At 57.7% G+C, this 24,404-nt stretch carries 25 protein-coding genes; 15 read left to right on the top strand and 10 right to left on the bottom strand.

Annotation, left to right across the window (positions count from 1 at the left end):
- Positions 1-41 precede the first annotated feature (41 nt).
- Positions 42-1,166, top strand: coding sequence for an alpha/beta fold hydrolase (locus VL547_RS05620; protein ID WP_325576105.1), 1,125 nt, complete (start codon positions 42-44; stop codon positions 1,164-1,166).
- Here VL547_RS05620 and VL547_RS05615 read toward each other — a convergent pair.
- Entirely contained in the window at positions 1,141-1,509 is a 369-nt protein-coding gene (locus VL547_RS05615) for a helix-turn-helix domain-containing protein (protein ID WP_325576103.1), read from the bottom strand. The genes VL547_RS05620 and VL547_RS05615 overlap by 26 nt on opposite strands.
- Before the next feature lie 39 nt (positions 1,510-1,548).
- Here VL547_RS05615 and VL547_RS05610 point away from each other — a divergent pair, with 39 nt between their 5' ends.
- Positions 1,549-2,016 (top strand): DUF3291 domain-containing protein, encoded by a 468-nt coding sequence (locus VL547_RS05610; RefSeq protein WP_325576101.1) that lies wholly within the window; start codon positions 1,549-1,551, stop codon positions 2,014-2,016.
- A gap of 81 nt (positions 2,017-2,097) precedes the next feature.
- On the top strand, positions 2,098-4,557 hold the full coding sequence (gene ppsA, locus VL547_RS05605) for a phosphoenolpyruvate synthase (RefSeq protein ID WP_325576099.1): 2,460 nt from the start codon (positions 2,098-2,100) through the stop codon (positions 4,555-4,557).
- Here the strand turns inward: ppsA and VL547_RS05600 are convergent.
- Positions 4,538-4,972 carry a SecDF P1 head subdomain-containing protein gene (locus VL547_RS05600; RefSeq protein WP_325576097.1) on the bottom strand — a complete coding sequence of 145 codons (435 nt, stop codon included), beginning with the start codon at positions 4,970-4,972 and terminating at the stop codon, positions 4,538-4,540. The two genes, ppsA and VL547_RS05600, sit on opposite strands and share 20 nt — an antisense overlap.
- A gap of 108 nt (positions 4,973-5,080) precedes the next feature.
- Positions 5,081-6,445 carry an alpha-L-fucosidase gene (locus VL547_RS05595; protein WP_325576095.1) on the bottom strand — a complete coding sequence of 455 codons (1,365 nt, stop codon included), beginning with the start codon at positions 6,443-6,445 and terminating at the stop codon, positions 5,081-5,083.
- Positions 6,446-6,628: 183 nt separating this feature from the next.
- On the opposite strand from VL547_RS05595, the gene VL547_RS05590 reads away from it, so the two are divergent.
- The 8 genes from VL547_RS05590 to VL547_RS05555 all read left to right on the top strand — a co-directional run bounded on the left by VL547_RS05590 (position 6,629) and on the right by VL547_RS05555 (position 12,645).
- The gene (locus VL547_RS05590) at positions 6,629-7,510 is read left to right on the top strand and encodes an NAD(P)H-binding protein (protein WP_325576093.1); all 882 of its coding nucleotides are present in this window, start codon (positions 6,629-6,631) and stop codon (positions 7,508-7,510) included.
- A gap of 1 nt (position 7,511) precedes the next feature.
- Entirely contained in the window at positions 7,512-8,411 is a 900-nt protein-coding gene (locus tag VL547_RS05585; RefSeq protein ID WP_325576091.1) for a helix-turn-helix transcriptional regulator, read from the top strand.
- 196 nt (positions 8,412-8,607) lie between these two features.
- Complete coding sequence (locus VL547_RS05580) at positions 8,608-8,790, top strand: hypothetical protein (RefSeq protein WP_325576089.1); 183 nt, start codon at positions 8,608-8,610, stop codon at positions 8,788-8,790.
- A 52-nt stretch (positions 8,791-8,842) separates the two neighbouring features.
- The gene (locus tag VL547_RS05575; protein WP_325576087.1) at positions 8,843-10,453 is read left to right on the top strand and encodes a TlpA disulfide reductase family protein; all 1,611 of its coding nucleotides are present in this window, start codon (positions 8,843-8,845) and stop codon (positions 10,451-10,453) included.
- Between the two features lie 14 nt (positions 10,454-10,467).
- Positions 10,468-11,037 (top strand): hypothetical protein, encoded by a 570-nt coding sequence (locus tag VL547_RS05570; RefSeq protein WP_325576085.1) that lies wholly within the window; start codon positions 10,468-10,470, stop codon positions 11,035-11,037.
- The gene (locus VL547_RS05565; RefSeq protein ID WP_325576082.1) at positions 11,027-11,314 is read left to right on the top strand and encodes a transcriptional regulator; all 288 of its coding nucleotides are present in this window, start codon (positions 11,027-11,029) and stop codon (positions 11,312-11,314) included. The genes VL547_RS05570 and VL547_RS05565 overlap by 11 nt, the downstream gene beginning before the upstream one ends.
- A gap of 43 nt (positions 11,315-11,357) precedes the next feature.
- Positions 11,358-12,014, top strand: a complete 657-nt coding sequence (locus tag VL547_RS05560; RefSeq protein ID WP_325576080.1) for a hypothetical protein — start codon at positions 11,358-11,360, stop codon at positions 12,012-12,014.
- 43 nt (positions 12,015-12,057) lie between these two features.
- Positions 12,058-12,645, top strand: a complete 588-nt coding sequence (locus VL547_RS05555; protein ID WP_325576078.1) for a Crp/Fnr family transcriptional regulator — start codon at positions 12,058-12,060, stop codon at positions 12,643-12,645.
- Here VL547_RS05555 and VL547_RS05550 read toward each other — a convergent pair.
- The 3 genes from VL547_RS05550 to VL547_RS05540 all read right to left on the bottom strand — a co-directional run bounded on the left by VL547_RS05550 (position 12,620) and on the right by VL547_RS05540 (position 15,054).
- Complete coding sequence (locus tag VL547_RS05550; RefSeq protein ID WP_325576076.1) at positions 12,620-13,261, bottom strand: hypothetical protein; 642 nt, start codon at positions 13,259-13,261, stop codon at positions 12,620-12,622. The two genes, VL547_RS05555 and VL547_RS05550, sit on opposite strands and share 26 nt — an antisense overlap.
- Positions 13,258-14,055: a class I SAM-dependent methyltransferase gene (locus VL547_RS05545; RefSeq protein ID WP_325576074.1), complete on the bottom strand. Its 798-nt coding sequence runs from the start codon at positions 14,053-14,055 to the stop codon at positions 13,258-13,260. Before VL547_RS05545 ends, VL547_RS05550 begins: the two co-directional genes overlap by 4 nt.
- A 69-nt stretch (positions 14,056-14,124) precedes the next feature.
- Positions 14,125-15,054: a DUF5996 family protein gene (locus tag VL547_RS05540; RefSeq protein WP_325576072.1), complete on the bottom strand. Its 930-nt coding sequence runs from the start codon at positions 15,052-15,054 to the stop codon at positions 14,125-14,127.
- Positions 15,055-15,146: 92 nt separating this feature from the next.
- On the opposite strand from VL547_RS05540, the gene VL547_RS05535 reads away from it, so the two are divergent.
- Genes VL547_RS05535 through VL547_RS05525 form a run of 3 tightly spaced genes read left to right on the top strand, consistent with a single transcriptional unit; the run spans position 15,147 to position 20,789 of the window.
- Complete coding sequence (locus tag VL547_RS05535; RefSeq protein WP_325576069.1) at positions 15,147-18,317, top strand: SusC/RagA family TonB-linked outer membrane protein; 3,171 nt, start codon at positions 15,147-15,149, stop codon at positions 18,315-18,317.
- Positions 18,318-18,329: 12 nt separating this feature from the next.
- Positions 18,330-20,006 carry a SusD/RagB family nutrient-binding outer membrane lipoprotein gene (locus VL547_RS05530; protein ID WP_325576067.1) on the top strand — a complete coding sequence of 559 codons (1,677 nt, stop codon included), beginning with the start codon at positions 18,330-18,332 and terminating at the stop codon, positions 20,004-20,006.
- 6 nt (positions 20,007-20,012) lie between these two features.
- Positions 20,013-20,789, top strand: a complete 777-nt coding sequence (locus tag VL547_RS05525; RefSeq protein WP_325576066.1) for a DUF4397 domain-containing protein — start codon at positions 20,013-20,015, stop codon at positions 20,787-20,789.
- Between the two features lie 36 nt (positions 20,790-20,825).
- Here VL547_RS05525 and VL547_RS05520 read toward each other — a convergent pair whose 3' ends face one another.
- On the bottom strand, positions 20,826-21,470 hold the full coding sequence (locus tag VL547_RS05520) for a TetR/AcrR family transcriptional regulator (protein WP_325576064.1): 645 nt from the start codon (positions 21,468-21,470) through the stop codon (positions 20,826-20,828).
- A 36-nt stretch (positions 21,471-21,506) separates the two neighbouring features.
- Between VL547_RS05520 and VL547_RS05515 the strand changes: the two genes are divergently transcribed.
- Positions 21,507-21,665: a hypothetical protein gene (locus tag VL547_RS05515; RefSeq protein ID WP_325576062.1), complete on the top strand. Its 159-nt coding sequence runs from the start codon at positions 21,507-21,509 to the stop codon at positions 21,663-21,665.
- Between the two features lie 308 nt (positions 21,666-21,973).
- Here the strand turns inward: VL547_RS05515 and VL547_RS05510 are convergent, their stop codons facing one another.
- The 3 genes from VL547_RS05510 to VL547_RS05500 form a co-directional block, all read right to left on the bottom strand.
- Complete coding sequence (locus tag VL547_RS05510) at positions 21,974-23,158, bottom strand: cellulase family glycosylhydrolase (protein WP_325576060.1); 1,185 nt, start codon at positions 23,156-23,158, stop codon at positions 21,974-21,976.
- A 113-nt stretch (positions 23,159-23,271) separates the two neighbouring features.
- Positions 23,272-23,979 carry a sensor histidine kinase gene (locus VL547_RS05505; protein WP_325576058.1) on the bottom strand — a complete coding sequence of 236 codons (708 nt, stop codon included), beginning with the start codon at positions 23,977-23,979 and terminating at the stop codon, positions 23,272-23,274.
- Positions 23,980-24,110: 131 nt separating this feature from the next.
- Complete coding sequence (locus tag VL547_RS05500) at positions 24,111-24,344, bottom strand: hypothetical protein (RefSeq protein WP_325576056.1); 234 nt, start codon at positions 24,342-24,344, stop codon at positions 24,111-24,113.
- Between the last annotated feature and the right edge of the window lie 60 nt (positions 24,345-24,404).

Genomic DNA, 24,404 nt, shown 5'->3' with positions numbered 1-24,404 from the left:
GCAAAACGGTCGGGATTTTTCAAAAAAAATATAAGTAACTGATGTTCACTCGCCTATTTCTACTAACTATCCTCTATTGGCCTGTCGCCCGGACCGACACACACCCCAGCGCCGCACCCGCGCCAGCGCGCGCGCAGCGCCCCCTCCCCGATTCAACCGAAGGCAACTACGAAATAAATAACTTCCCCTTTCAAAGCGGCGAAACGACTCTACCCGTCCTGCGGCTACACTACACTACCTTCGGCCGCCCTGTCAGGGACGCAAAAGGCAAGGTGACCAATGCCATCCTCATCATGCATGGCACCACCGGAAACGGCCACAACTTCATCAACCAGCTTTTCGCGGGTCACCTTTTCCAGCCAGGCCAATTGCTCGACGCCTCCCGATACTATATCATCCTCCCCGACGCCATCGGGCACGGCAAATCCAGCAAGCCCAGCGACGGGCTGCATATGCGGTTCCCGAAATATACCTATGACGATATGGTGCTCGCGGACTACCGCCTCCTGACCGAACACCTGGGCGTCAACCACCTCCGCCTGTGCATGGGTACCTCGATGGGGGCCATGCACACCTGGGTATGGGGCTATACTTATCCCGACTTTATGGATGCCCTGATGCCGCTGGCCAGCCTGCCCGTCGCCATCGCGGGCCGCAACCGGATCATGCGCAAAATGGCCATCGAGGGCGTCGAAGACGATCCGGCCTGGAACAACGGCGAATACGCCTCCCCCCCGGTGGCCGGGCTCCGCACGGCCTATTCGTCGTTGTTTTTTATGACGAGCAGCCCCTGGCACTTACAGGAGCGCGCGCCCACCCGGGACGCAGCGGAAAAGGTCCTGGACAGGGGTATCGATGGTTTCCTGAAAACCCAGGACGCCAACGACCTGATTTATGCATTCGATGCCTCCCGTGACTATGACCCATCGCCACACCTCGATAAGATCCGTGCGCCGCTGTTTGCGATCAATTCGGCCGACGACGAAGTCAACCCGCCCGAGCTGGGCATCATGGAAAAGGAGATCAAAAAAGTGCCGAAGGGGCGCTATATCCTCATCCCCTGGTCGGAAAAAACGTCGGGACACGGCACCCACACCGATCCGACGGTATGGGGCGACTATCTCCGGGAGTTATTGGTCATTAGCAAGCCGCCAGCATTTCCCTGATCGAAAGCACGCCTTCGATATGCTGCAATCCCCAATCCTGGATCTCTTCCAGCAAAGGCATCAGGGAACGGCCCGTTTCGGTCAGCGAATATTCGACGTGCAGGTCTTTGCGGTGTAGCGATTTCCTGGCGATGAGCCTGTCTTTTTCCAGCTGGCGGAGGTGCTCCGACAACATACGCCGGCTGATGTTCGGGATCAGGCGCAACAGCTCCGTGTAACGCAACGGGCCCTGTGACAGGTAACAAAGGATACAGGGCTTCCATTTCGTGGCAAAGACCTTCAGTGCGGCGATGACCGAACACCGGCCAAGGACCGGTAACCTTTTTGTAACTCCTTGTTCCATCTGTCGCGGCGATTTAGATTTGACAATAATATCAAATCTATGGAATATAACCTGGCCCAGTTGAATATCGGCCGCGTCCTCGCACCGCTGGACAGCCCTGTCATGGCGGACTTCGTCGGCAACCTGGATACGATCAACGCCCTGGCAGATACCAGCCCGGGGTTTGTCTGGCGGCTGAAGGACGACGCGGGCGACGCTACGTCGATCCAGATGTATGACGACAAACGCATCATCGTGAATATGTCCGTTTGGGAAACCTGGCAGCATCTCCACGATTTCGCCTACAAAACGATGCATACGGAATTCCTGAAGCGGCGTCGCGAATGGTTTGAGAAATTAGGGGACCTGTATTATGTCCTGTGGCATGTCCCCGTGGGACACCTGCCGGACGTAGGGGAAGCGAAGGATCGGCTCGAACACTTACGCGCTCATGGAGAGACGCCCTATGCCTTTAGTTTTAGCCGACGGTTCGACCCGGAAGAAGCCGCCGCTTATCGACACCAGTAAGGTACGACTATTCGGGCAAAGACATATATTTGTTTTTTACTATGCATTTTCTACTTTCGCCGCCGACCAAAAGCGAAAGATATGAGCACCTATGTACTTCCCTTGCGGGACATCGACCGCACCATGGCCGCGCTGGCAGGCGGCAAAGGCGCTAACCTGGGCGAGCTGACCAGGATCGGTGGCATACGCGTCCCCGACGGATGCTGCGTTACCACCGAAGCCTATAGGCGAGTAACCGCACACCTGGACCTGTCGGACGCCAGTGCCTATATCCGGACCGCCATCGAGACCGCGGCCATACCGGTAGCTATCGCCGACGAGATCGCCGCCTACATCGAAGAGGGTGTTCCGTATGCCGTCCGCTCCAGTGCCACCGCCGAAGACCTCCCGACGGCTTCCTTTGCGGGACAGCAAGACACCTATCTGAACATCATCGGCAAGGAGGCCGTTTTACAACACGTCGGCAAATGCTGGGCATCCCTGTACACGGACCGCGCGGTGGCTTACCGCAAGCAAAACAGCTTCGACGACCCTAATGTACACCTGGCCGTGGTCGTCCAGAAAATGGTCGCGGCCCGGACCGCGGGCGTCCTGTTTACCGCCGACCCCGTCACCTCCAACAGGAAGGTCGTATCCATCGACGCAGGCTTTGGCCTCGGCGAGACGCTGGTCTCCGGTCTGGTGAACAGCGACGTCTATACAGTACGGGACGGCACGATCGTCCGCGAAAGGGACACCCTCCAGGCGCTAACGGATGAGCATATCCTGGAGCTCGAACAGATCGGACGTAAGATCGAAGCCCATTTCAAAAGCCCCCAGGACATTGAATGGTGCATCAGCGATGCGATATACATCGTCCAAAGCCGCCCCATCACCACCCTATACCCCATCCCCCAGGCCCCTGACAAGGAGAACCGCGTCTATCTATCCGTCGGCCACCAGCAGATGATGACCGACGCCATGAAGCCACTTGGCATATCCATCAAGCAGCTCAATGCCTTCCGTCCCATGTATGAAGCGGGGGGCAGGCTGTTTGTGGATGTTACCGACAACCTTTCGACGACGTCCGGCAGAAAATCGTTGATAGACCTCATGGCGCAACACGACCCGCTCATGAAGGATGCCGTGACAACGCTGGTCGAAAGGGATTTCATAAAACTACTCCCCGAAGACGCGCACACGCCTCAAAGACCGTCGGCCTCGCACACCCAAACCGACAGCGATCCCGCCATCGTCACTGAGCTGATCGAACGCGGCCAGGCGTCGATAGCCGAAGTCAAACAAGCCATCCGGTCAAAATCAGGCGTGGACCTCCTCGACTTCATCCTGGAGGACATCCAGGAATTAAAGAAAATATTGTTCGACCGGAGAAGTTTTGGCGTCTTCATGGCTGCCATCGACGCCTCCGCCTGGATCAATGAAAAAATGAACGACTGGTTGGGCGAGAAAAACGCCGCCGACGTGCTTACGCAATCCGTGCCCAACAATGTCACATCGGAAATGGGTCTGGCGCTGCTCGACGTCGCCGACGCGATCCGTCCCTACCCGGAGATAATAGCCTATCTCCAGGAGACAAAAGACGACAACTTTCTGGACGGGCTACCCAGGCTCGAAGGGGGCCCGCAAACCCAAAAAGCCTTCCGCGAGTACCTCGACAAATACGGCATGCGCTGCGTCGGCGAAATCGACATCACCAAACCCCGCTGGAGCGAAAAGCCGTCCATGCTCCTCCCTCTGATCCTTAGCAACATCAAAAATTTCGAGCCCGGCGCCGCCCGACGGAAATTTGACCAGGGCTTACAGGAAGCGAGCCAAAAGGAACGTTCCCTATTAGAAGCGTTACAGCAATTGCCGGACGGCGAACAAAAAGCCAAAGAGACAAAACACATGATCAGCCTGATCCGGAATTTTATGGGCTACCGGGAATACCCAAAGTACTTCATGGTCAGCCGTTATTTTATTTACAAACAGGCGATGATGAAAGAGGCGGAGCGCCTTGCACAGTCCGGGGCCATACCCGACAAGGAAGACGTATATTACCTGACGCTGGAAGAACTCCGCGAAGCCGCGCGCACCCAAATACTCGACTACGAAACCATCGCCAAACGAAAAGCGGCATTTAAGACATATGAAAAGCTGTCGCCACCCCGCGTCATCACCTCCGACGGCGAAATCCTCACCGGATCATACAACCGAAAAAACCTCCCGCCGGACACGCTGGCAGGTCTGGCCGTCTCCTCGGGCGTCATCGAAGGCCGTGCCCGCATCATCCTGGATATAAAAGACGCCGACCTCGCGGAGGGCGATATCCTGGTCACCGCCTATACCGACCCCAGCTGGACGCCCCTGTTCGTCTCCCTCAAGGGCCTGGTCACCGAAGTCGGCGGCTTGATGACCCACGGCGCCGTCATCGCCCGCGAATACGGCCTGCCCGCCGTCGTCGGCGTCGAGAACGCCACCCGGCTGATCAAAGACGGCCAGCGGATCAGGGTGAACGGGACGGACGGATACGTAGAACCTCTTACATTTCCGACCGCATAACGCCAGCGAACTTCTCCAACTCCTCCTTCGGGTAGTTACCCCTGTTCAGCGCCGACACCCCCGAAAAGATCGGCCCATTGACTAGCGGCGTATACACCAACTTATCGTCGATAATCAATGCCAGTCTTTTACCGACAGCCCTATCCGTAGCAACCCTCCAGGCAACCGTCCCAAGGGAATCAAAGCGAATGTCAATATACGCGTAGGCCGCTCCGTTGTATGTACCCTCCAGCACTTCTACTTTGGCAAAGTGCTTTATGGTAACGATCGGCGTCGGGTCGATATAATACCTCTCATTGCTTTTGTCAAGTATCCTCAAACAGGTGCTTGTATCCTGGATATAGTACCACCCGGTCTGCAACGTTGGATGGGGTTTACCCAGAATACCCGCAATAAACAAGATCATACCTATCATAAGCGTTTATTTGACGAAACCCAAAGAGCGACAGCTCCAGCGCCAGCCGAACCGCACCAGTCCAATGGCCGGGATCAACCATGCCAGTACCAGCCCGAAGGTACCACCTCATTTCAACAACAGCTCGATGACCGGTATGTCGTAGGGTGGCCGCACCTTGGGCAGGGTCAACACCACGTCGTTGCCTGCCGTCGTCAGCTGGATTTCCGACTCGTCGTTCAGCAGCTCCGCGTATTTGACGCGGCCCGCGTAACCCGGTAACGTGAGCGTGGTCCTGGGGGTAAAGTCATATAAATGAACATACAACCGGCGCGTCGACGGGTTGTAGGTCAGCTTCGTGCCCGCGGGCGGCGTGAACGACGCCGGCGCATACGTGCAATCATAGATAGACCGGCTGTTGGCGTGGATCCAGTAGGCGAGGCTGTCCAGCGCGTGGGTGGCCCGGTAATCGAATTCACCCCGCGCGGTCGGACCTACATTCAGGATCAGATTGCCGCCGTTTGCGACGGAGGTGATCAGCAGGTCGAGCAATTGCCGGTGTGTTTTCCACGACGTCTCATCCCGGTAATACCCCCAGGACCCGGAAAAGGTTTGGCACGTTTCCCATGTCTTACCCTTGTAGCCCTCCAGCTCCTTCGACGAGACCTGCTCAGGGGTTACGAAATCCCCGCCGTCGCTGTATTCCTCGTCAAGCCCCAGGCGGTTATTGACAATGATGCCCGGCTGCAGCTTCCTGATCATCTTGATCAGCTCGACCGCGCCCCAGTCGTCGGCGTGTTTGCCGCGCTTGTCGTCCTTGCCCCACGTCCAGTCCAGCCAAAGCACGTCAATTTTACCATAATTGGTCAACAGCTCGGTAATCTGGTCGCGGAGGTACTGACGGTATTTGGCCATGTCACGCCCCTTGTTCAACCGGTCGTAGTTCGCCCGGCTCGTGTCGACCTGTGTCAGCGGGTGTACGTCGTCCATCGTATAGTCGGGATGGTGCCAGTCGAGCAGCGAATAGTAGAACCCGACCTTCAAACCCTGCGCCCGGAAGGCATTCACGTATTCCCTCACCAGGTCCCGATGCGCCGGTGTATTGGTCGCCTTGTAATCGGTATACTTGCTGTCGAACAAACAAAAGCCGTCGTGGTGCTTTGTCGTCAGCACCGCATATTTCATCCCGGCGGCTTTTGCTTCGGCGGCCCACTTTTTAGGGTCCCATTGGTCGGGGTTGAATATCTCGAAATACTTCTGATATTCCTCGTTGGTCATGTGCTCGTTGTGCTTTAGCCACTCGTGCCTCGCCCCCAGCGAATACAACCCCCAGTGGATAAACATCCCGAAACGGGCATCCGTCCACCATTGCATGCGCTCCTGCTTGTGCGCGGCGGATTCATGAAAAAGGGAGGCTTTGTTTTGCGCGGATACCGCAACAACAGAGAGATACAATCCGACGAGCGGCAATAGGATTTTCCTGGACCAGGTCATATGGAAGCGTTTTTTATTCCGCGCCAAAATACAAAAGGATTCGCAAACTAACCGGCCGCCGCGGAAATCCGCCGCAAAACCTGCGCAACCGATTGCCATCGGACATTTTGTTATAACAAACAAGAATCCAGTTAGGCCCCGCCGTCCATGAACTCCGAGCTTTGTGATACAAAAATCCCGAAAATGAACATCATCGTAACAGGCTCTTTGGGTCATATCAGCCGGCCCTTGGCTATACAGCTCGTGCAAAAAGGACATTCGGTAACCGTCGTCAGCAGCAACCCGGAAAAACGACAGGCCATCGAGGCGCTCGGCGCCCGGGCGGCCATCGGGTCGGTGGAGGACGCGGATTTCCTGGCCACGGTTTTTACCAACGCCGACGCCGTCTATTGTATGATGCCGCCGCGCTCGTTCCAGGAACCGGACTACCCGGCATATGGCCGGCGGATCGGTGGCAACTATGCCAAAGCCGTCCGGAGGGCCGGTGTGCGGAACGTCGTACACCTCAGCAGCTGGGGCGCGGAGCTGGATAAAGGCACCGGGTTCATCCTCGCGGCCCACGAGGCGGAAAAGGCGTTCGACGCCTTGGAGGACATTTCGGTCGTACACATCCGCCCGGCCTCCTTTTACTATAATCTGCTTAGCTTTATCCCCATGATAAAATCGGCGGGTATTATGGCGGCAAACTATGGGGAAGACGACCGGCTGGTCCTGGTGGCCCCGGCGGACATAGCGGACGCCATAGTATCGGCGCTGGAGTCACCGGGCGACCGTATCCGGTATGTCGCCAGTGACGAATCCACCTGCAACGAGGTCGCGCGCGTGCTGGGACAAAAAACCGGCCAGCCGGGCCTCACCTGGAAAAAATGGACGAACCAGCAAATGCTCGACGGCCTCGTGGCTGGCGGGGTTCCTGCGACCGTCGCCAGGGGTTTTGTCGAGATCGGCGCCGCCAGCCGTGACGGTCTTCTGCGAAAGGGCTACGACCTCCACAAACCCGTTTTGGGAAAAGTAAAACTGGCAGACTTCGCCACGGAGTTCGCCGCGCAATACAACCGGTCATAACATGCTTCCGCAGCGGATACATACCGTCACCGAATTCCACCGGCTCATGGGTTTACACGACCCTGACCATCCCCTGATCAGCCTGATCGATACCGGCTCCCTGCGGCGCCCGGGGAACAAAGAACGGGAAAGCTTCGTGTATGATTTCTATGTGGTCATCCTCAAGAAAAACCCCCGGGTAAAATTAAAATTCGGACGGTTGGAGTGTGATTTTGACGGTGGCGTGCTCCTTTTTATGGCCCCCGACCAGCTCCTGACCCTCGAATCCCGCGAAAGCGATCCGTCGAAACCCACCTCGGGATGGCTCCTGCTGGTCCATCCCGACTACCTGTGGGGCACTTCGCTGGCCCAGGCGATAAAGCGGTACGAGTTTTTCGACTACGCCGCCAGCGAAGCCCTCTTCCTCTCGGATAAAGAAGAAGCCAGTCTCGTCGGCATTTTCCTGAACATTCAGCTGGAATACCGGTCGGGCATCGACAACTATAGCCAGAGCATCATCATCGCGCAGCTCGAATTACTTCTATCCTATTCCGGAAGGTTTTACCACCGCCAGTTCATCACCCGCAAGGTACCCCACCACCAAATCCTGGACCGCCTGGAAGAACTCCTGGCGGCCCGGTTACAAAATGAGGCCCTGCCAACCGTCCAGTCTCTGGCGGACCAGCTGAACATCTCGCCTAATTACCTGAGCAGCCTCCTGAAAGTCCTGACCGGCCAAACCGCCCAGCAGCACATCCAGGAAAAGATCATAGACAAAGCCAAAGAAATGCTTTCCACGACCGATTTGTCGGTCAACGAAATAGCCTATCGCCTGGGGTTCGGGTACCCCCAATCCTTCACCCGCCTGTTCAAGCTAAAGACCGACGTTTCGCCGTCGGAGTTCAGACAAGCCTTCCGATAGGCATACTACCTTTTTAATATTTCATACGTATGAAATCCCGTTTTTTCCCCGTTGTGATCCACGGAACGGATTCCTAATTTTGCATTCACCACCGATAATCACTGTCATTACACCCACCCATGCCGGTTTCCGGCAAAGTCATGTGTCCGGCTAGCGCCGGACTAAAGGTCTTTTTTAACCACAAAAACCAAATCAAATGAGACCTCTGACAAAAGAAGAAATGAAGTCCGTGAAAGGTGGGGTAGTCACGACTACCTGCTGGTGTGTCATCAACGGGAACCTCGTCAATGGGGGGCTCGCGCTTTGCAGCGACGCAGGAACCAATTGTAACGACGTGTGTACGGAAAGGTGCAACCTGATGAGGAGCACGATCCAGTAATTCAAACAGGAGGCGGTGCATCGCCGCCTCCCTTTCAGTTAACCATTTACCCATGTATAAAGAACTATTAATCCTGCTCACCTGTCTGCAATTCTTACACGCGTCACCGGCACAAAAGACCACCCGTATTGAGGGGGTGTTGAACAACATCGAGGATGACAAAGTGACCATTTATCCGGATTACGACGGATTCCTCAATGAACATCATGGCATTGATTGCCCTGTCAAAAACCATCGGTTCTCCTTTAACTATGTCACGGCCCATTCGGGCTTCGTTAGGATCGAGTCAAAAACCTTCCCATGGAGGCTGCTGTTTGTACAGCCGGGTGACACACTTGCCCTCTCTGCCGACCAGACAGCCGGGAAGCTACGGTGCACGGTCGAGGGGGGAAAAGACCCTTTAGGGAATACCCTTTTCCTCAAGGGCCGGTTCGCCATCACCAACTGGATTGAGTTGTCGCAAAACCTGATACCGCAGATAGCCGGTCTTACGGACGTAGACTCCGCTTTCTTCATTATCCAACGACATACCGACTCCTCCAAGCTGGCCATAGATTCCCTATATCGGACAAACGGGCTATCGGATGCCATGTACAGCGCGCTTACGGCCTACCAGGAATCATACATCGTATTCACCTGCTGCGACTATTTGAGGATCACTAAATACCTGGTCGAACGAGACAGCCTGGTACCGCCACTTCATTTTGACGTGGCCGGCTGCAAACAACTCATGAGGCTCATATTGACCACCTGGGATCCTTTTGACGATAAATATTTTTCGTCTTTTACGGAATCGTCGAATCTGACGTTCAAGGGGGAGCTGATCCGGTCCCACGACCTACCCGTTCAAAATCCGGGGGAAAAGATCCTTTGGGCAAAAGACCACAAGAGTTTTATCCAAACCATGAGCCATGAGGCGCCCTTTCCCATCGACTCCGGGTTTTGGATGCTGGAACACGGTATTACCGAATGTCCGCACGCCTATGTCACCGGCGTCAGCCAACAACTCATTCAAAGCCACCACATTTTGGGTGATTTAACCTGGTCCAACGATCCCCCGGATGTCATCGGGCAACAAATCGCCCTGTATATCCAGCGGTACCCCCACAGCGAAATCAACCCGTTTTTCCAAAGCGAGATTAAACGGCTGGAATCCGGAAACACGACCCTGGAAAACTATGGCCACTTCGGGGTCTATGACACCGCAAGGGATTCGCTTATACTGACGACGGTCCCGACGTTGGATTTTAAAAACATAAAAGAAATCGTTTCTACCCAATTCAGCAACCGCGCCGTCCTGATCGACTGCTGGGCTACGTGGTGCCCGCCCTGTATGGAAGAGCTAAAGTATGCGGATACCTTGTTCACCCTGCTCAAGAAAAAAAATATCGGTCTGTTATTTATCTCCTTTGACAAACAGGCCAATAAGCTGAACTGGGCCAAAACGGTGAACCGGCTAAAGCTGAAGGGTACCCATTACATCGCATCGGACGACTTTGGCGCGGCGCTCCGGGCCGAACTGAACGTAAACGTGTTGGCCATCCCCCGATTTTTGCTGGTGGATAAAAAAGGGGACATCATGATTCCCAGCACGGTATTGCCCAGCGACCTCAACGGCCTCGACAAACAGATCGACAAATTTTTGGTTTGCACCGCAAACTAAATTAGCTTTGACTCATGATCGAAGAAACTCCCCTATCGCCCGGCGAGGGCCTCGCCCTCATCCAGGGCGTGATCGCCCGGACGAAAGAGCGTTACCGGGACAACAGCTTTTATTTTATGCTGTGGGGCTGGCTGATTGCCGTGGCGGGGGCTGCTTTTTTCGTGCTCCACCGGTTCACCGGCTTCAGGTTCTTCTTTTTGCCGTTTCCGGTGCTGGTGGCGACGGGTATCGTAACCTCGATCCTTCACTACCGCCGGCGACCCCGGTCGGTGGAAACCTACACCGATTTCTTTTTTAGCCGGCTTTGGCTCGCAGTCGGCATCGGCTTTATCGTGACGGTGGCCGTGGCTGTTTCACAAGGGCTTTCCCCGATCCTGTTTGCGATCGTCGTAGCGGGTATCGGCACGCTCGTCTCCGGATCGATCATGCGGTTCCGGCCGTTGATGGCCGGCGGCGCGCTCTTCTTCGTTGCGGCCATTTCGGGGATATTCATCCCGGATGGTTACCGGCCGTTACTGCTGAGTGCGGCCATCGTATTGGGTTATTTGCTACCCGGATACCTCTTGAAGAAAAATGAAGTATAAGGACCTGGACCCGGTTTTGAATACGCCCGTGCGGCTGGCCGTCGTGTCGATACTGGTCAAAATGCGGCAGGCGGACTTTGGGTACCTCCAGGAAACCACGGGTACGACCCAGGGGAACCTGAGCCACCAGCTGAAAAAGCTACACGAGGCGGGGTATATCGAGATCGTCAAAACGCAAAAGGGGAACTATCCGCAGACGATCTGCCGGCTCACAAAAACCGGTCATACGGCATTTGAAAGATATGTGGACACGATAAAGGATTATCTGCACCTCTAAATTTTTTTGCTCATTTTAGTTTGCGTCACAAACCAAATTTATCATGGAAAACAAACACCACGGCCCGCACCCGGGCATCCTCGCCATCATCTTCATGCTCCTGTTTTGCACGGGCTTGTCCTTTGTGATCTCTTTGTCAGGCACTCTCCCGTACTTCCCCGGCCCCTGGGAAACGCAAGGCGTCCTCGAAGCTTATTTCCAGCACTACCCGCACGACGTGCTGCGGTGCGCTTTCTTCCAGTTCGCCTCGGCGGTGCCGCTGGCGTTATTCGCGGCCGCCACGAGCAGCCGTTTGCGTTTCCTCGGAAACCGCTCGACCGGCCCCTTCATCGCCCTGGCCGGTGGGTTGCTGACCGCGGTAAACGTCATCATCTCCTCCCTGTTGTTATGGACGGTCGCCTATCCCGGGGTAGCCGACAGCGGCCCCGTGCTTCGGATGCTGTACTATGCGGATTTTGCCGTCGGCGGCGTGGGGTATTCCGTCCCGCTCGGTCTGTTGATCGCCGGCATTGCGGTGTCCTCCGGTTTTATGAAGATCATGCCCCGGTGGCTGGTCATCGCCGGCGTCGTCATCGCCGCCATAGGGGAGTCGAGCTGTCTCAGCCTGGTGTTCCCCAAGCTGCTGCCGTTGATTCCGCTCACCCGTTTTCCCGGCTTTATATGGCTGATCCTCGCGGGTTTCAAGTTGCCAAGAGGATAGGTTTTCCGTGCGGAAGAGCCGAAAGCTGGTATCTTTAAGGTGTATGGACAAGCAACCGCTGCTCGACTTCATCCAGGCCAGCATCCCGGATTTCCCGCTAACGCGTGAAGGGCTCGAGGCCATCGCGGAGAGGTTCGAAGGACTCGAATTCGCCAAAAACGAATACCTGCTCAAGGAAGGAAAGATCAGCGGGTATTTTTACCTGGCGGAAGGCTTTATGCGCGCCTATACCTATGACGCCAAGGGCAACGAGATCACCACCTATTTTTATCCCAGCGGCCGGGTTCTCTTCAACCCATATTCCTTCTTCAATAATGTTTCGTCGACGGAGAACATCCAGGCGGTGACGCCGTGCAAGGGCTACTATACCACCTTCGACAAGTTGAACGTGCTTTTCCACAACGTCCCCGAGTTCCGGGAATTCGCGCGCCTCATGCTGGTCAGGGAATTCGTGGCGTACAAACAGCAGACGCTGGCGATGATCAACCAAACGGCTGAGGAACGCTACGCCAACCTGATCGCCAACGGCAAGGAAATTTTCCAGCACGCCCAGCTCAAGCACATCGCCTCTTTCCTGGGAATGACCGACACGTCGCTCAGCCGGATCAGGCGGGAGTTTTCAAAGCGATAACGCTCCGCCGGATGGCCGCCAGGTGCGCAAGCAGGACCAACGGCACCACGAAACCAGGCAACAACAGGAAGGGGAAACGTGCTAACGCGACGCCCGGTTGGCCAAATGCGAAACGCTGGGCCCTGAGCGTCACGTTCAGCAACAACCCCATACAAACCACGTTCCACCAAAGCAACAACCGCGGGCGCAAGGGTTTGAAGCCAATGACATAGATCAACGGCGCTGACAGTCCGGACAGGATATCCAGGTTCCCGCCCTCGAAGGTCATCTGACGGGGAATGGTCCCCTGCACATACAAGCCATACAATACCAGCTCCACAAAAATCCGGAGGCCGTGCAACAACGTGAGTACCCGCAAATCGAGGCTGTCGAGAAAGCGCCTTCCAAAACGCGGTACCAATAATGTCACCGCGAAGATCGCGGGGGGAACGACGAGCAGCAGGATGCGGGGCGGCGTCGTGAGGACCGCATAAAAACCGGCCAATCCAAGACCGGTTTGCAACACGATCCACGCCACCGCCACACCGGCAAATACCCAGGGACGGCTCGTTGCGCGGACCCACCCATAGAAGAACATCAGCACGAGGCCGCCGAAAGCTACCGCTAACCAGGTCATAGTATAAAGGCTTTACATACCAGGGCGGTCAGGGGCGCCTGCATCGGCTCAGCCTCACCGAAAATGTCTATATATCGTTTTTCCAGGGCCTCTTCGATACGCGGGATCGCACCTTCCGCCCGATCCCGAATGGCGTTGGCCACCGGCAGTCCCTCGACCATCCCTTTTGCCGCGAGGGCGGCGTTCCCGATACGGCAGGTAAGCCGTACGCGCTCGATGGAAACCTCCGCAAAGCCGCATTCCTCCATCATTGCCATTACCATCCCTTCATCGCTCATGGCAAATGGCACGTCCATGGCAGCCGGCGCCTTCTCTCCAAACGCCTCGCGGACGACCTTCCCCAGCTCCGCCCAGAGCGGGTTCTCCGCCGCGGTCGCCCAGGTGCTGAATACCAGCCGGCCGCCGCTGCGCAACACGCGCCTGAATTCCGAGAGCGCTTTTTTCTTGTCCTGTGGGAACATCAGGCCGAACTGGGATACCGCGAGGTCGAATATTCCATCCCCGAACGGGAGCGCCGTCATGTCGGCCGCCGCCCAATGTATTCGGGTGTCCGGCAGCACCAGCCGCGCGACCGTTAGCATGTCCGGGTTGACGTCGGTGGCGGTCAACCTCGCCCCCGACGCAAGCCCGTCGGCCAATCGCCGCGTCAGTCGTCCGGTCCCGCAGGCGACTTCGAGGATATCATTGGCGGCTGGGAGCCGGTCCGCGAGGTCCGCCGCAAACGGTTCAAAAAGAAAGGGACCGAGAATCGTCTCGTACTGTGCGGGAATACTCTCCCCAAAAGAAAGGGTCATGGCTATTTTTCCTCAAAGAAAAACATTACCCGCGAGTCCGGGCTTGTCATATGACAAGAAATGCCGGCTTCATGGAGTCCGCTTATAGCGGCTGAGATCGCACTCCAGCGCCGGGTCCCAATGCCCGGTTACCGCGGCCGCCCGGTAGGTGGAACGCAAAAACCGGAGCAACGTCTCTGAAGGGTTGTCCGATCGCTGTACGGCTTCGTAAGGGAGAAAGAACTCGCCTTTTTCATCACTATAAAATGCCTCCGCGGGTTCCACGGGTTGTTTCGCGAAAGCCCCGGGGGTCGGATAACAATAAGAGTAGAACACGGGCACCGGGAAGTCCCGCGCGCCGGGCCAGAAACCCGCGCTGCTGACCTCGTGGGAGTACGCTTCCTGCATGACGTCGTCCGGCATATGCGGCGCACCGCCGGGGTGCAAGGGCGCCGTCCTGCCCGAAAAACGGGTCACCGCCAAATCGAAAGCTCCCCAAAAGAAATGCACCGGGCTGACCTTGCCCGTAAACGCCGCGCGGAACTCCGTAAATACGACCGAGACGTTGGCGATCACCTGGAACAACAGGTGCATCTGATCCCGGTCATAGACGCGGGTGACGCGGTCCCGGGCAAAGGGAACGGCTTCCACCAGCTCGTTGGGCACGGCGTATATCTTGACCTCGATGCCGAGGACCCGGAGCGTATCGAAGACGTCCTCATAAAAATCGGATACCGTGCGTCCATAAAAAGCGACCTTGCCGGACCTGCCGTCGCTCGTGCGGATCACCAGCTCGTGATCCGTAAAATCCATGTCGAGCTGGAACGTCCCGCCTTCGTACGGTATGCTCCCGGTGGTTAACCCCCTCGGGTATACGTAAAGGGTTACGTGCCAGGAATGGTTGAGCCAGGGCATCTGCTGCAACCGTATCTTTCCCACGATCTGCGTCCAGAGATGGACTGTCTCCAGGGTGTCCCGGAGTGGCTCGAAATCCAGGACGGGCCATCTAGTCGTTGCCATACATCCAAATATAGACTGGTTTTACCGGGTTTTTCCGGGTTTTTCCATAAATTAGGAATACTTCGAATTACACCTCGCTAAAACTACACGACATGAGGACTTTGCTACGCATGCTTCTATTCATGCTGACCCTGGCCGTTTCCTGGCCGTCGATGGGGCAGCAACGGACGGTCAAAGGGACCGTCCTCGATTCCAAAGACAACACGCCGCTCGCCGGAGCCACGGTCCAGAACCGGCGAACGCACCAGCAGGTGCAGACCGACGAGAAGGGCGCCTACGCCATCGCGGCGCAACCCGGCGACCTCCTCGTCATCACGCACATCGGCCACAAGAGCCTGCACCTGACGGTAGGCAACGCCGAAATGTACACCACCCAGCTGGACATCGCCGAGGGCCAGCTGAGCGACGTGGTGGTCACGGCCATGGACATCAAACGAAACCCGAGGGAGCTCGGCTTCTCCACCCAGACGTTGTCGGGTAAGACGATCCAGGAGACCCAGCGGGAGAACTTCGTAAACGGTCTCCAGGGCAGGGTCGCCGGTCTGTCCATAACGCCGACGTCGGGCCAGGCGGGCGCCTCGTCGACGATCACGCTGCGGGGGTTCAACACCTCCGGCGTCAACCAGCCGCTGTTCATCATCGACGGCATCATTGTCGACAACAGCACCTTCGACGAGAACTCCAACAGCGGGACGACGCTGGGCCTGGCGTCCGACCGGCCCAACCGCACGTCGGACTATACCAACCGTATCGCGGACATCAACCCAGACGACATCGAATCCATCACTGTCCTGAAGGGGCCCGAGGCGGCCATCCTCTACGGCAGCAAGGCCAGCTCGGGCGCGATCGTGATCACCACCAAGAAACCGGCGCTGGCCAGCAAGCTCCGTCTCAGCTATGACGACGCCTTCCGGATGCAATGGATCAACCGGTTCCCGAAAATCATCACCGACTTCGGCCCGGGGACTAACGGCACCCCCTCCACGACGTCGTTCACCGACTTCGGACCGTCGCTGCCCGCCAGCGCGCAGACATTTGACAACGTCCACCACTTTTTCAGGACGGGTTTTGCACAGACCCACAACCTCGAAGGCAGCTTCGGTACGAAAGCCAGCGCCTTCCGGGCGTCCGGATCGTATTTCGACGAGGATGGAGCGGTCCCCAACAACAACTTCCAGCGGTTCACCTTCCGTTTGACCAACAACACCAAGATCGGCAAATGGGTGGACCTGACGCCCTCGGCGACCTACATCAACGAAGTCAATACCGTCCCGACGCGGGGCTCGGGCGGCTATTACCAGGACCTGCTGGTATGGCCCGCCACCAACGACATCCGGCACTACCAGGACGCCAGCGGCAACCGCACCTATGCGCTGCCCGCGGCCGACCCGTCGGTAGAAGTGGACAACCCGCTCTATAACACCCACACCAACTTCAACAAGGCCAACACCTACCGGGGTATCTTTACCCTGGGTGCCGACGTGCACGCCCTGTCGTGGCTGACGCTGTCGGGGCGTTTCGGGTACGATACCTATATGACCGACGAGTTCGATATCTACGGCCCGCAGTCCAGCCAGCTGGTATCCATCGCGGGGACGCTGACGGGCGCCTACAACCTGAAGGGCGCGCTGGAAAACAGCTGGATGAAATACCACGATTACAACCACACGATCTACGCCACGGCCAAAAAGAAGTTCGGAGACTGGACGGTCAGCCTCGTCGGTGGGACGACATACGAAGACGCCGAGCACGGTACCTTCTCGGTGATCGGTACGCAGCTCATCAGCCCCACACGGCACGACAGCAGCAACACCAACCCGGCCACCCGGCAACGGCTGCTCCAGAATTATTTCGGCAAGTACAACGTCTCGATTGCCCGCAACCTCGCGTATTTCGGACAGGTCAACATCGGCTACAAGGACGTCGCCTACCTCAGCTATTCCCAACGCCTGGAAGAGACCTCGATCGTACCCAAGGCCAACCGGGAATATAACTACCCCGGCGGGAGCGCCAGCGTCATCCTGTCGGACATATTCCCGGCGATGAAACGCGGTGATTGGGTCAACTTCTGGAAGGTCAGGGGCGCGCTCGCCAATTCGGCGCGGCTACCCGATCCCTACCTGAACCAGTCGGTGTTTGGCAACAACTACGCCAGCGCCACCGGGTTGGCATACTCCTATGGCTTTGTCAACAACAATCCAAACCTCCAGCCGGAGCGCCAGCGGACCTACGAAATCGGTACGGAATTGACGCTCCTGAAGAATACGCTGGCGCTGGACGTCACCTATTACAACACGTATTGTTACAACCAGATCGCCCAGAACGCCCGCGAAAGCTATGCGACCGGGTTCGTGCTCAACACCCTCAACGCCTCCAGCCTCCGGAACCAGGGGCTGGAAATAACCCTCGATATCAACCCTGTCAGGACCAACGACTGGAACTGGGACATACAATTCAATTTCAACCACGCGTGGAGCAAGGTGCTCACCCTCCCCGCCGCGATCGGCCCGCTGAACGACTACTATAATTCCGATGACTTTGTCACCAACGGCGCCAGGGGCGGCTTTGTCCGCGGACATTCCACGTCGACACTGACCGGGTGGAACTACAACCGCAACAACGCCGGCCAGATCCTGATCAACGCGACCACCGGGCTCCCGGAGGTCAACCAGACATTCCTGCCCATCGGTGACCGGAACCCCGCCTTTACGCTGGGGACGCTCAACAGCATCAAGTACAAGCACTGGAGCCTCAGTTTCCTTTGGGACCTGAAGGTAGGCGGCGACATCTACGACGGCACCGACATGATACTGACCGAGTACGGCAGGAGTCCCCGGACGGCCGACCGGATGACCCCGCGGGTCGTCAAGGGGGTACTGGACGACGGCCTGCAAAATACGGCCAATCCCACCAAGAACACCATCGTCGTCAACCCATACCTGAACAGCACCAACTATTACGGAGAAACGACGGGGATGCCGGACGAGGAGTTCGTCCAGCACAACGTCAACTGGCTCCGTCTGAGAGACGTCACCCTCAGCTACGGCATGCCGCAACAGCTGCTGCACAAGCTCAGGGTAGTCAAGAGCCTCAACGTCTTCTGCACGGCCAACGACCTCGTCCTGTTCACCAACTACTGGGGGCCCGATCCCGCGGTCAGCGGTTCCACCGCGGCCACCCGGGGCGTCGGCGGCTTCGGGTACGATTACTTTAACCTTCCCACCCCGATGCAGCTCAACTTCGGTTTGCGCGCATCGTTTTAAATGCCATACGTCATGAAGAAATACTTATTATATATTGCCCTCTTCGCGGTCTCTTGCAGCAAGAAACTGGATGACGCCTATCTGAATCCCAACGCCCCAACGGTGGTTCCTATCGAGACCCTCCTGCCGGGGATCATCGGCTCCATGGTCGGCGCCTCGTCGACCACCGGCGTTTCCGGGGGCGTGGCGGGCGACGCCCTGGTCATCGGGCGTTACATCCAGTACTGGGGCGACTACAACGGCCAGTCCAACGCCAGCTATATCTACGACGAGATGGGCGGACCCGCATTCACCAGCGCAACACTGGCCACCATCTGGAACGGCTTTTATTTTGGCCAGGGACAGAACCTCAACCAGGTCATCAACTGGGGCTCGCAGCAACAGAAATGGGATTACGTGGGCGTGGCCCTGGCTATCCGGGCCTGGGGCTGGTTGGAGCTCGCCAACGAATACGCCGACGGCATCATCGTCCGGGAGGCCTTCAACACCAACCTCCAGCAGTTCGACTACGACCCGCAATCGCTCGCCTACGATACGTGCCGGGACGTCTGTTTCCAGGCGCTGGCCTACCTCTCCAGGACCGACGGGAACGTCAGCGCGACAAACCTCGCCATCGGCGACGCCTTTATGAACGGGGGGGACGTAAACAAATGGAAAAAATTCGTCTACGGCATACTGGCGCGTTCCTATGCCTATCTCGCCAATAAGGCCGTCTATGCTTCGGGCGACTACGCCGACTCGGTCATCAAGTACTGCGGGCTGGCGCAGCAAACGAACGACGACAATACCACGGCGAAGTTCTCAGGGAACGTAAATGTCTCGGGTAACAACAGCTACTACGGACCAACGAGGGGGAACGTCGGCGGTTTGCGGCAGGCGGCGTATATCGTGGGTATGATGACCGGTCAGAACCCGACCTTCGCCGGCGTCTTCGACCCGCGGGCCTTCTATATGCTCCGGATGAACCTGGGCGGCACCTTCCAGGGTATCACGCCCTGGCTGGGTAATGGCCCGGGCGGCGGCTTTACGACCGCCTCGGGCGACCCCAACTTCCCCCCGAATTTCTGGGGCAACACCGCGGCTCCCCAGTCGGCGTCTGCGCCGAGCGGGGCTACCACCGGGACCCTGGATTCGGGGCGCTACCTGTTCCGCAACAACGCCGAATTTCCGTTGATGACGGCTTCGGAAATGCAGTTCCTCCTGGCGGAAGCGGAGTACCGCAAGGGGAACAAATCCGCCGCGCTGACGGCCTATACTAATGGGATCAGCCTCAACTTCGACATGCTCACACAAAAATACGCGCTCAACGTCCCTTCCGACCAGGCCATCACGCCCACCTCGGAAGCGACCTACCTAGCGGCGGTGACGCCCGCGCCGGAGGACCTTACGCTGAGCCAGATCATGCTCCAGAAATACATCGCGCTCTACGGCTGGGGCGTGCAGGAAACCTGGGTGGACATGCGCCGGTTCCATTACAACGGGAACCTCGACCCCGTGGCGGGCACCCCGGTGTATGCGGGTTTTACGCCACCCCAGGGACAATACCTGTACATCAACAACGGCGACAGCCTGGTGTACCGCTGCAAACCGCAGAACGTCGAGTATACCTACGACATCCCCTCCCTGACCAAGATTGGGGCGATGAACCTCAACTATCATACCTATGAACCCTGGTTCAACCAAAACTGATCACGTATGAAACGACTATTATATGCGGCAATCACCGTCCTGGTCATCCTCGGGTCCTGCAAGAAGAACTTCAAATACGATGCTTCCTACAAACCCATGGACTCCACTATGGCCTACCTGAAGATCATCGACGCTTCGCCGCTCTTCCGGCAGATCACCACCTACCAGGATACCTTCATCGTCTTTATCAACGGCGCCAAGGTGACCGCCTCCAGCCTCACCTTCGGGGGCGCCTTCCCGGGCACGGCCACCAACACCTACCTGGCCGTGCCTCCCGGGCCGCAGGAAATAAAGCTATCGGTGCCGGGTATCGTCAACGTCGACTCGATCAAGATCCTTACCCTGAACCTGAATATGCAGGCGGGCAGGCGATATACGCTTATGCTCACCGACTCGATGCTGACCGCCTCGCGCGATTCCAGCCGGATCTTCGTACAGGACTTTTATAACGCGCCCGTAACAGGCTACGTCAACTTCCGGTTTATCCACGCGGTGACAAACGACACCCCCGGTCTTCTGGTGGACTTGTTTTCGTACGCCCGGAACGCCAATATCCTGAGCAAGGTCAAACCTGATTCGGTCTCGCCCTTCCAGACGCTGGGGGTGAACCTGGGCGTAGCCGATACCTTGTACGTCCGTCGCAGCGGCACCACCAGGACGCTGGCCAAGCTGCTGTTTGCGCCGCCGCCGCCGTTCAACCAGGAGACGTATACGGTGTATTACGCGGGCAACGATACTTTGAAGGGGAAGAAGGCGCCGGCGCTGTATTACTATACGCATTAGCGCGCATTAGCGTGTATTAGCACGCCTTAGCGCACCTTAGCGCGACGGAGGGGCGGCCAGGTATGGGACCAGGGTTTGCAGGAACAAATCCCGGTAATGTACTATGGCCGCCTCTCCTTTTAATTTTTCCGTCAATTCGTTGTTCGAGAGCCAGAAATCCCCCACGATAAAGAACTGCGTCACCAACGCTTCCCATACGCCGGCCGGCAAGTCGTTCCTGAACACGCCTTCGGCGGCCTGTCGCCCGAAAAAGTCCAGGAACTCCTTCTTCCGGCGCCGGTTAAGCGCGCGGTAGTGTTTTTGAACGGCGGGTATCCGGCGGGCGATCTCGACAAAGTGCAGGAAGATGAACCGGTAGTTGTACATCAGCCGGAACGACCGGTCCGCGAAAACGGCGATGGTATCCGCGCCCGCCTGTGGTATTTCGTCGTCAAACCCCGCACCCGCCCGTTGCACGATGTCGTCGAAGCCCGCGGCCAGGCGCCGGTACAGCGCCAGGATAACGTCATCGGTACGCGGAAAATGATAGTGCAGGTTGCCCGCGCTGATCCCCATTTCCGCGGCAATGTGCCGGCTGGTCACGGCGTTTACGCCACGCTGGTTGTAAAGACCGAGCGCGGTGGTCAAAATACGCTCTTTCGTGTCCGCCGCTCTTCGGCCCGACGGTTCCTTCGGTTCCATGCAATAAATTTAGAACAAATGTTCTAATTTTGACGCATGTCCATGTACAAAAGGATCAGGGACGCCGTGCTCCCGATCAAACCCGAAGACTCGCGGACGACGCGGACGCTCAAAAAAGGCGGCTTCTTCCTCTTTATGACGATGGCCCTGCTGGTCACGGGGGCGATCGCGCTGGCCATCGCGTTTGTGTTATGAAACGGGTCATCGGTTGCGGCCTGGCCTGGGGTGTCGTCCACCTGACCCGCTTACTCCACCATCCGCTGCCGTTGGTCAACGGCTGTCTCACCGACGTATTGGCGGTGCCGGCCATCACGGGGGTGACCCTGGCCGTAACGCGGCGCTGGATCGTAAAAAACCCGTTGTACGCCTACCCGCCGGCGTATTTCCTTTTTGTGGCGTTGTACCTGTCCGTGGTGTTCGAATGGATCATGCCCCATCTATCCCACCGGTATACCGGCGACTGGGGAGACGTGGCGGCTTATTTCGCGGGAGCGACGGTGTGCTCAATCGGGAAACGCCATCTTTTGCGTGGCTGGCGACGCCGTATTGATCCCATACCCCGCTCCGTTGAGCATATTGTAGCCCCACGCGTTCTGGGCGGCGGAGGACGGGATCGTCACGCCATCCCCGGTGGGCGCGTCGTTGATCGTCATGTTCATGGCGTACGGCGCGGTACCCGTCTGGTCGTCGGTGCCGTCGTTGTACCACGACCAGGCCAGGTAACCGATCCCGAGGTTGTTGGCCTTGGTAAGGAGGTCGGCATACCCGGTGGCGGCGCTGCCGTCGGGCAGGAGGTTGCCTTCTTCGCCGATGACGAAGGGGAGGCCGCTACCGGCCACGGCCTGTAAACGCGGCGCGGGGTCCGAACCCTCCCAGTAGTAGACGTGGATGTCAAAAAGCAGGTTGTGGAGGGGGTCTTGGTTTAGCAGGTATTGACCGTTGCTGATACCTTGCCCATAAGAGCCGGACGTAAAAATATCCTCCCGGTCGCCAAAACCGTAGGCGTCGATCATCAGGGGGACCTTGATACCGGCGTTCCGGATCGCGGTGATCGCCGAGACGTAAGTCTGGATAAACGTGTTGACGTCCGTCTGGCTGTAGTTGTCCTGGTTCGTATTGTAGTTGGCGCCCCATTCATTGGCCAGGTTGATCACCAGGTGGTTCTGGTGTTTGTTGACGACGGCCACCACGGCGGGGCTGGTCCAGAAGGCGGTGATGATCTGCTGGAACTGCCCGGGATCGTTTTTACCGGTCAGGTCGTGGAGCATGACTATGGGGAGGATACCCTTGCCGGTAAAAACGCCGATGGCGCGGTCCAGGTCGCCGGCCGTATAGTAGGTGGTGCCGGTTTGCGGCTCGGGGCTGCCGGCGATGTGGGTCCACCAGGCCAGCCGGACGACGTTGGTTTTGGTCGTGGCGACCGCGCCGGCCACGGCGTCCACGTCATCATCCCACCCCTCTTTGTAGGTATCGACATTCACGCCCCTGAACAATACGTTCGCACCGTCCGCATCCGTCAGGTAGCGACCTTTGACGTGGAGATAGGAACCGGTGGTGTCCGGCGTGCCGCCCCCGCCCTGGGCGCCGCCGCCGGGTGAGGATGACTTTTTGCTGCAGGAAAAAAGGGCGAGGACCATTATGCTGAGTCTCCAAGTAGCGCACATCCGGTTGGCGAACACGTATTTCATAGTGCCGATTTTGCAGCAAGATACCGCCGCCCGCGGAGGCCCGGATCGCCGATCGACCAATGACGCATACGATCGCCCAATGACGCCGCCAACCCGATAACGGGCGGGCGCCCCTAGGACACCTTTAGCGGCACGACGATCCGGACGCTGACACCGTGCGTGGCCGACACATCCCACCGGATGGTCCCGCCAAGCAGCGCCGCCCGGCGTTCCATGCTGTTCACCCCTGACACGGCGTCATAACCGCGGTCGCCGCCCTTCCCATTGTCGGCTATGGCCACCCTGAGCTGATCGGAGTGCAACGATATATAGACGATAACGACGCTGGCGTCGGCATGCTGGAGGACGTTTTGCAACCCCTCCTGGATGATCCGGAACAGCAGCACCTGCTGGTTGCGTTTGAGAGGGAGGCCCGGCTCCGCGACGTCGAGGGCCGCGTGTACGCGACCCAGCGCGTTGATGCGCGCGATCTCCGAACGCAGGTTGTCGAGGAGGTCGAATTCCTGGAGCCAGTCCCGGCTGAGGGTATGGGAAAGAGAGCGCAGGTCGCGGATCGCGCCGGCCAGCGTCTCATCCGCCGCCAGGAGGGTATCGGGGACCTCGGGGAGCGACCGGCCGGTGACGCCCAGCAGGAAGCGGGCACTGGTCAACAACTGGCCCACGTTGTCGTGGAGCCCTTGCCCGATGTGCAGCACCGTTTCCTCCCGAGCCTCCATTTCGGCCTTGAGGAGTTCCTGCTTGTACCTGAATATCCGATTCTGATAGACGAACAACAGCACGACACCGGCGGCGACAAGAGCAATAAATATAGACAAAGGCATGGTGCAAACCTATGTCGATCCGGCTTCGTGTACAACGTTGAAAACCCCCTCCGGGTACGGGAAAATTCCCGTATTTCGGTCCGGCCGCGCGACAGGCGCCCGTCAACGGACGGCGCCCCCGTGGTGCCACGCTATTCCAAGGTAATCTTACTCTTGCTGGTGATATCCGTCCTTCGGTCGAAAACGAAATCCATGTATTTAGCCTCCCCCGCCTTACCGCTGACGCCTTGGGTGTATTCGGAACCGGCGGTCCCGACGGCCTCGCCGGCGCCGTGGATGGCGTATTTGGACTTTTGTTTCATCCAGTGGCAGGAGGTTGCGGTGAGCAACAAAGCCAGGGCGCAGGAGCAGGAAAAGGTTTTCATACCGATTGTATAATCGAATATAGGAAAAAGCCTTTTTTTCCCTATCTTATTCCACCAGAA

This window comes from Dinghuibacter sp., from assembly GCF_035492835.1.
GTDB lineage: Bacteria > Bacteroidota > Bacteroidia > Chitinophagales > Chitinophagaceae > Dinghuibacter.
Note: the sequence above shows the minus strand (reverse complement) of the source record. Positions and strands in the feature narration are given on the sequence as shown.

What these genes read in the sequence shown, in the direction of transcription:
- VL547_RS05620 (WP_325576105.1), top strand. Translation starts at nt 42, where the DNA reads ATGTTCACTCGCCTATTTCTACTAACTATCCTCTATTGGCCTGTCGCC.
- VL547_RS05615 (WP_325576103.1), bottom strand. Translation starts at nt 1,509, where the DNA reads ATGGAACAAGGAGTTACAAAAAGGTTACCGGTCCTTGGCCGGTGTTCG.
- VL547_RS05610 (WP_325576101.1), top strand. Translation starts at nt 1,549, where the DNA reads ATGGAATATAACCTGGCCCAGTTGAATATCGGCCGCGTCCTCGCACCG.
- ppsA (WP_325576099.1), top strand. Translation starts at nt 2,098, where the DNA reads ATGAGCACCTATGTACTTCCCTTGCGGGACATCGACCGCACCATGGCC.
- VL547_RS05600 (WP_325576097.1), bottom strand. Translation starts at nt 4,972, where the DNA reads ATGATAGGTATGATCTTGTTTATTGCGGGTATTCTGGGTAAACCCCAT.
- VL547_RS05595 (WP_325576095.1), bottom strand. Translation starts at nt 6,445, where the DNA reads ATGACCTGGTCCAGGAAAATCCTATTGCCGCTCGTCGGATTGTATCTC.
- VL547_RS05590 (WP_325576093.1), top strand. Translation starts at nt 6,629, where the DNA reads ATGAACATCATCGTAACAGGCTCTTTGGGTCATATCAGCCGGCCCTTG.
- VL547_RS05585 (WP_325576091.1), top strand. Translation starts at nt 7,512, where the DNA reads ATGCTTCCGCAGCGGATACATACCGTCACCGAATTCCACCGGCTCATG.
- VL547_RS05580 (WP_325576089.1), top strand. Translation starts at nt 8,608, where the DNA reads ATGAGACCTCTGACAAAAGAAGAAATGAAGTCCGTGAAAGGTGGGGTA.
- VL547_RS05575 (WP_325576087.1), top strand. Translation starts at nt 8,843, where the DNA reads ATGTATAAAGAACTATTAATCCTGCTCACCTGTCTGCAATTCTTACAC.
- VL547_RS05570 (WP_325576085.1), top strand. Translation starts at nt 10,468, where the DNA reads ATGATCGAAGAAACTCCCCTATCGCCCGGCGAGGGCCTCGCCCTCATC.
- VL547_RS05565 (WP_325576082.1), top strand. Translation starts at nt 11,027, where the DNA reads ATGAAGTATAAGGACCTGGACCCGGTTTTGAATACGCCCGTGCGGCTG.
- VL547_RS05560 (WP_325576080.1), top strand. Translation starts at nt 11,358, where the DNA reads ATGGAAAACAAACACCACGGCCCGCACCCGGGCATCCTCGCCATCATC.
- VL547_RS05555 (WP_325576078.1), top strand. Translation starts at nt 12,058, where the DNA reads ATGGACAAGCAACCGCTGCTCGACTTCATCCAGGCCAGCATCCCGGAT.
- VL547_RS05550 (WP_325576076.1), bottom strand. Translation starts at nt 13,261, where the DNA reads ATGACCTGGTTAGCGGTAGCTTTCGGCGGCCTCGTGCTGATGTTCTTC.
- VL547_RS05545 (WP_325576074.1), bottom strand. Translation starts at nt 14,055, where the DNA reads ATGACCCTTTCTTTTGGGGAGAGTATTCCCGCACAGTACGAGACGATT.
- VL547_RS05540 (WP_325576072.1), bottom strand. Translation starts at nt 15,054, where the DNA reads ATGGCAACGACTAGATGGCCCGTCCTGGATTTCGAGCCACTCCGGGAC.
- VL547_RS05535 (WP_325576069.1), top strand. Translation starts at nt 15,147, where the DNA reads ATGAGGACTTTGCTACGCATGCTTCTATTCATGCTGACCCTGGCCGTT.
- VL547_RS05530 (WP_325576067.1), top strand. Translation starts at nt 18,330, where the DNA reads ATGAAGAAATACTTATTATATATTGCCCTCTTCGCGGTCTCTTGCAGC.
- VL547_RS05525 (WP_325576066.1), top strand. Translation starts at nt 20,013, where the DNA reads ATGAAACGACTATTATATGCGGCAATCACCGTCCTGGTCATCCTCGGG.
- VL547_RS05520 (WP_325576064.1), bottom strand. Translation starts at nt 21,470, where the DNA reads ATGGAACCGAAGGAACCGTCGGGCCGAAGAGCGGCGGACACGAAAGAG.
- VL547_RS05515 (WP_325576062.1), top strand. Translation starts at nt 21,507, where the DNA reads ATGTCCATGTACAAAAGGATCAGGGACGCCGTGCTCCCGATCAAACCC.
- VL547_RS05510 (WP_325576060.1), bottom strand. Translation starts at nt 23,158, where the DNA reads ATGAAATACGTGTTCGCCAACCGGATGTGCGCTACTTGGAGACTCAGC.
- VL547_RS05505 (WP_325576058.1), bottom strand. Translation starts at nt 23,979, where the DNA reads ATGCCTTTGTCTATATTTATTGCTCTTGTCGCCGCCGGTGTCGTGCTG.
- VL547_RS05500 (WP_325576056.1), bottom strand. Translation starts at nt 24,344, where the DNA reads ATGAAAACCTTTTCCTGCTCCTGCGCCCTGGCTTTGTTGCTCACCGCA.